Source organism: Mesorhizobium sp. M7A.F.Ca.CA.004.04.2.1, assembly GCF_004022825.1.
Classification (GTDB): Bacteria; Pseudomonadota; Alphaproteobacteria; order Rhizobiales; family Rhizobiaceae; genus Mesorhizobium.
Genome location: NZ_RZPH01000305.1, coordinates 1 through 5,887, shown reverse-complemented (window position 1 = coordinate 5,887; position 5,887 = coordinate 1). Strand labels below are relative to the sequence as shown.

Genomic DNA, 5,887 nt, shown 5'->3' with positions numbered 1-5,887 from the left:
TTTCAATGGATCCGGACGTGCGTTTCGCCGTCGCCAAGAAGATCGTCGAGCGCTGCGCCGATTTCGGCATTCCGGCGCATGACGTCGTCGTCGACCCGCTGGTGATGCCGATCGGCGCGCTGGGCGATGCCGGCCGCCAGGTCTTCGCGCTGCTGCGCCGCCTGCGTGAAGAGCTCAAGGTCAACACCACCTGTGGCCTGTCCAACATCTCGTTCGGCCTGCCGCATCGCCATGGCATCAACGCTGCCTTCATTCCGATGGTTATCGGCGCCGGCATGACCTCGGCGATCATGAACCCGGTGCGCCCGCAGGAAATGGAAGCCGTGCGCGGCGCGAATGTGCTGAACGGCACCGACGAGAACTGCACCAACTGGATCCGCACCTATAAGGATTACAAGCCGGCCGAAGGCGGCCAGGCCGTTGCCGCCCCGACGCAAGTCAATGCGCCGGGCGACGGCGCCGGCAATGGCGGCCGCCGCCGTGGCGGCCGTGAAGCCCGGATGGGCCGAGGATAAGCGCGCAATCGTGAACTCACCTGCCAACATCACCGACCCGCTCGTGCTGTTCATGCCGTCCGGCAAGCGCGGGCGTTTTCCTGTCGGCACGCCGGTGCTCGATGCCGCGCGCCAGCTAGGCGTCTATGTCGAAAGCGTCTGCGGCGGACGCGCCACTTGCGGACGCTGCCAGATCGAAGTGCAGGAAGGCAATTTCGCCAAGCACAAGATCACCTCCTCCAACGACCACATCACGCCCAAGGGCGCCAAGGAAGAGCGCTATGAGCGCGTCCGTGGCCTGCCCGAACGGCGCCGCCTCTCCTGCTCGGCGCAGATTCTCGGCGACCTCGTCATCGACGTGCCGCAGGACACGGTCATCAACGCGCAGACCATCCGCAAGGATGCCGACACCAGGGTGATCGCCCGCGATGCGGCGATCCGCATGTGCTATGTCGAGATCGAAGAACCCGACATGCACAAGCCGCTTGGCGATCTCGACCGGCTGAAGATCGCGCTGATGCACGATTGGGGCCTGAAAAGCCTTGATTTCGATTTTTATCTGCTGCCGCAGGTGCAAGGTATCCTGCGCAAGGGCAACTGGACCGCGACCGCCGCCATCTACAAGGATGCCGATTCGGAGACCGCGCGCGTCGTAGCACTTTGGCCCGGCCTCAAGAACGAGGCCTACGGTCTCGCCTGCGACATCGGCTCGACCACCATCGCCATGCATCTGGTGTCGCTGCTGTCGGGCCGCGTCGCCGCCTCCTCCGGCACCTCGAACCCGCAGATCCGCTTCGGCGAGGATCTGATGAGCCGCGTCTCCTATGTGATGATGAATCCTGACGGCCGCGAAGGCATGACGGTCGCCGTGCGTGAGGCAATCTCCGGGCTGGTCGACAAGGTCTGCGCCGAAGGCAATGTCCAGCGCAACGACATCCTGGACAGCGTCTTCGTCGGCAATCCGATCATGCACCATCTGTTCCTCGGCATCGATCCGACCGAGCTTGGCGGCGCGCCCTTTGCGCTGGCCGTTTCGGGCGCTGTGCACATCAAGGCATCCGACATCGGCCTGAAGCTCAACCAGGGCGCCAGGCTCTACATGCTGCCTTGCATCGCCGGCCATGTCGGAGCGGACGCGGCGGCGGTGACGCTGTCGGAAGGCCCGCATCGCCAGGACGAGATGATGCTGATCGTCGATGTCGGTACCAATGCCGAGATCGTACTCGGCAATCGCCAGCGTGTGGTTGCGGCCTCCTCGCCCACAGGCCCTGCCTTCGAGGGTGCCGAAATCTCCGGCGGCCAGCGCGCAGCACCGGGCGCCATCGAGCGTGTGCGCATCGATCCCGATACACTGGAACCAAAATACCGCGTCATCGGCTCTGAGCTGTGGTCCGACGAGCCGGGCTTCCTGGAAAGCGTCCAGGCAACCGGCGTCACCGGCATCTGCGGTTCCGGCATCATCGAAGTGGTGGCGGAGATGTATCTCGCCGGCATCATTTCCGAGGACGGCGTCATCGACGGCGGGCTTTCGGCCCGTTCGCCGCGCGTCACCGCCAACGGCCGCACCTTCTCCTACGTGCTGAAGGAAGGCTCTGCCGCATTGACGGAAGATGGGCCGAAGATCACCATCACCCAGACCGATGTGCGCGCCATTCAGCTTGCCAAGGCAGCGCTTTATGCCGGCACCAAGCTGTTGATGGAAAAGCAGAACACCGAGCATGTCGACCGCATCCATTTCGCCGGCGCCTTCGGCTCCTTCATCGATCCGAAATACGCCATGGTGCTCGGGCTGATCCCGGATTGCGACCTCGACAAGGTCTCGGCCGTCGGCAACGCCGCCGGTGCCGGCGCGCGCATGGCGCTGCTCAATCGCGGCTACCGCCGCGAGATCGAGGACACGGTCAGCAAGATCGAGAAGATCGAGACGGCCCTGGAACCGAAATTCCAGGAGCATTTCGTCTACGCCATGGCGCTGCCCAACAAGGTCGATCCGTTCCCGAAGCTGTCGGCAGCGGTGAAACTGCCGCCGCGCAAGACGGTCAGCGAGGACGGCGTTGCCGGCGACGCCGCTCCGCGACGGCGTTCGCGCGAAGGCCACGCCGCCAGGCGTGGACGGGAATAAGCGGCCGCGCCCAGGTCACGGCCTTTCCAAACTCATTTGCATGCAAATGTTTCCGGATCGCCTGATCCGGAAACCAAAAAGCTGTTTTCGTGAAATTCGCCAGATACATGGCAGGCGCATTCAACCGGCATCGAATGGCAGGCTGGAGATATCTTTCCAGCCGCCGCAACGCTCCGGAGGAGACAACGATGTCAATGCTCGAAAACCTCGGCCGCTATGGCACGGCCATCAAGAATGCTCACGACCGCAGCAAGGCGCGACGCCTGTTGAACAGCCTGCCGCCCGAAATCCAGAAGGATATCGGCTGGCCGGTATCGCCGCGATCCAGCGAAAAGGCCGCACTTATCAACACGATCTGGAGCGCCGCGCGCTGATGACCTTCGCCGACAAATGCAAATTGCTCGGCATGCGTCGGGGATCTCGCATGTCCCCGGCGACCACCAGCAACCGGCTGCGTGCCGCACTTCTACCACGTCGCTGAGCACCGCGGCGCGGATCACACCACCGTGTAGATACGGCGCAAATCTTGACATTTTCGGCCACGGCACGATCTTCGAAGATAGTGGGGGTTCTCTTAGTCGGCTTTGCCGAAGTTCGTGTATTCGCATGCCAAGTTTGAAAAGCCATGTCGTGTCTTTCGTCCTGCGGCACAGCCGCAAGCAGGCATTTGCCAGTCCGGAAAATTTGCAGCGCTGGATCGCGGCCGCGCGCAAGACCGAGAACCACCGCCCGCCCGCCTCGTTGCATCAGCGTCTCGACATCGAGATGCATACGGTCGATGGCTTCCCCGTCTACGAAATCGCACCCAGGACCGGCGAGCAGAAGCGGATTCTCTACTTGCACGGCGGTGCCTATGTCTTTGAAATCACACCCTATCATTGGCACCTGATCGCCGAGATGGCGGATCGGCTGGGCTACGGGATCACGGTGCCGATCTATCCAATCGCTCCCGAACACGATTTCCATGCCATGTTCGGAATGGTTGGCGATGTCTACCGGCAGATGCTCGCCGAGACGGAAGCCGAAGACATCGTCTTCATGGGCGATTCCGCCGGCGGCAATATGGCTGTGGTGCTGACCATGATGGTCGCCGAAGAAGGACTGCCCCTGCCGTCGCGGCATGTGCTCATTTCGCCGGGTCTCGACGTGTCGCTCACCAACCCCGCAGTGTTCGAGGCGGAACGCACCGACCCTTGGCTGGGCATAGCTGGCGGAAGGGAGGCGATTCGCCTGTACAGTGCCGGCATCGATCCCAGCGACTGGCACATCAGCCCGGTCTATGGAGATCTGTCAGTGCTGCCAAGAACGCTGCTTTTGACCGGCTCGCGCGATCTTTTGACTCCCGACAATCTGATCTTCGCCGAAAAAGCCCGCGCAGCCGGCGTTGAAATCGATCTTGTCTATGAGGAAGGCATGTTCCACGTCTGGCCGCTGATTGACATGCCGGAAGCCCGGCGCGCCCGCGAGCGCATCGTCGCCTTTCTCGGGGAGAGCCGGATCGTGCACGATACGAGAGTAAGGCCTGAACAGCGCCCCGCCGAAGCGGCGGAGTAGCTTTATACTATCGTCCTTACCAGCCGGTCAGAACTTGCCGGTTTCCCGGAAGACTTCGAAAGTCGCGCGGATGTGGTCGGCAACGGCCTTGACCGGGGCACTGGCATCCGGCGCCACCACCATCGCCAGATTGTAGGTCCCGATGTCGGGCATGCCGTCCTTCGGGCAGAGTTCGACCATGTCATTGCCGAGGAACGACTTCGGCAATGGCGCCACGGCGAGATCGGACATGATCGCGGCGCGCTGGCCGGCCGTGTGCGCGCTCATATAGGCGATGCGGTAATTGCGGCCCTCGCGGCCAAGCGCATCGAGCGCCCCGGCACGCCAGGCGCAGCCCTCTTCCCACAGCGACACCGGCAGCGGCTCGCGCAGATGCGCGCAGCCGCCCTTGGCACCGGCCCAGACGATCGGCTCGGTCAGCAGCACCTCGGCGCCGAGCGCGCTGGTCTTGTAGGAATTGGTCAGCAGCGTGATGTCGAGCGCCCGGTCGTCCATGCGCCGGCGCAGATTGCTGCTCTGGTCGATGGTGACGTCGACGGCGATCGACGGATGCGACTGCGCAAAACGCTTCAGCACATGCGGCAGCACGCGCTCACCGTAATCGTCCGGCGAGCCAAGCCGCACCACACCGACAATCTCGGGAATGATGAACTTCGACACCACCTCGCGATTGATGGACAGCAGTCGGCGGGCATAGCCGAGCAGCATCTCGCCATCCGTCGTCAGCGACACCGAGCGAGCGTCGCGCGCGAACACGGAGCGGCCGAGAATGTCCTCGAGCTTCTTGATCTGCATGGAAACGGCTGACGGCGTGCGGAACACGGCATTGGCGGCGGTGGTGAAGCTGCCGGTCTCGGCAATCGCCACGAACGTGCGCAAAACATCGAGATCGAGCAGCGGCAGCGGATGATTGAGCGGGGCGTTCATGGCAACCGACCTTCAATTTTTCTGATACAAAACATCATTCCATTTCGTTTGATTGAACATCAGATTGGGAGGATAGTCAACTCCATCGAAGCAGTAGCTGCCACAAGCAGCCATGAAACGACCTCGACACAGACCTGCATTCGACACGAAATGAAGTTGAAACAAACCCGCAGTAGCCAACTCGCTGTCTGGCACTCGCCAACCCAAAGGAGAAAGAGATGTCTATCCTGTCGTCCCTTGGTCGCATCGCGACCGAATTCAGCGCGGCGCGCGCCCGCTACCAGACTGAACGCGCTATCCGCTCCCTGCCGATCGAACTGCAGAAGGACATCGGCTGGCCTGAAGCTTCCGATACCAAGACCGGTACTCGCAACGGCGTCGGATCCTGGGCTGGAGCAAAGTAGATCGTGTGTACCATGTGCTGAAGGCCTGCCGCGCAAACCGCCCGGCAGGCCTTCTCTATTTTATTTGCACTCAAATGAATTTTTAGAGCCATGTTTCCAGCGCATGACGCATATGAGAAAGCCGCATAGCAGCCCTCTTTTCAATTAATCCCTTGTAAATAATCGTAAATTTTGGGCACCTTGCCCAAATCTGTCGCAACCGATGTCGCATTTCATATCAAGCGCTTCGCTTTTGCGATTTAGTTTCTGCTTACACAAGCCTATATCGGCGCCAGCAAACGAGCTGCCCCACTCCATCAAGCGAAGGCGACCCGTCTGAGCAACAAATGGAGATGATTATGAAGCTTTTTGCACGCCTCTTTGCCCGCCGCGAAATGAACCTGACC

General features: G+C 61.6%; 6 protein-coding genes. 5 read left to right on the top strand and 1 reads right to left on the bottom strand.

Going from position 1 to position 5,887, the window contains the following annotated elements; all coding sequences use genetic code 11:
• The 4 genes from EN893_RS15395 to EN893_RS15380 form a co-directional block, all read left to right on the top strand.
• The coding region (locus EN893_RS15395) for a dihydropteroate synthase (protein ID WP_164900900.1) at positions 1–515 on the top strand (515 nt) is incomplete at its 5' end.
• The gene (locus EN893_RS15390; RefSeq protein WP_127271733.1) at positions 466–2,616 is read left to right on the top strand and encodes an ASKHA domain-containing protein; all 2,151 of its coding nucleotides are present in this window, start codon (positions 466–468) and stop codon (positions 2,614–2,616) included. The genes EN893_RS15395 and EN893_RS15390, both read left to right, overlap by 50 nt.
• Before the next feature lie 188 nt (positions 2,617–2,804).
• Positions 2,805–2,990: a hypothetical protein gene (locus EN893_RS15385; protein ID WP_127271300.1), complete on the top strand. Its 186-nt coding sequence runs from the start codon at positions 2,805–2,807 to the stop codon at positions 2,988–2,990.
• A 232-nt stretch (positions 2,991–3,222) separates the two neighbouring features.
• Positions 3,223–4,170: an alpha/beta hydrolase gene (locus EN893_RS15380; protein WP_127271302.1), complete on the top strand. Its 948-nt coding sequence runs from the start codon at positions 3,223–3,225 to the stop codon at positions 4,168–4,170.
• 27 nt (positions 4,171–4,197) lie between these two features.
• On the opposite strand, the gene EN893_RS15375 is transcribed toward EN893_RS15380, so the two are convergent.
• On the bottom strand, positions 4,198–5,097 hold the full coding sequence (locus tag EN893_RS15375; protein ID WP_013531163.1) for a LysR substrate-binding domain-containing protein: 900 nt from the start codon (positions 5,095–5,097) through the stop codon (positions 4,198–4,200).
• Positions 5,098–5,315: 218 nt separating this feature from the next.
• Between EN893_RS15375 and EN893_RS15370 the strand changes: the two genes are divergently transcribed.
• Entirely contained in the window at positions 5,316–5,501 is a 186-nt protein-coding gene (locus tag EN893_RS15370) for a hypothetical protein (protein ID WP_032930657.1), read from the top strand.
• Positions 5,502–5,887: the final 386 nt, after the last annotated feature.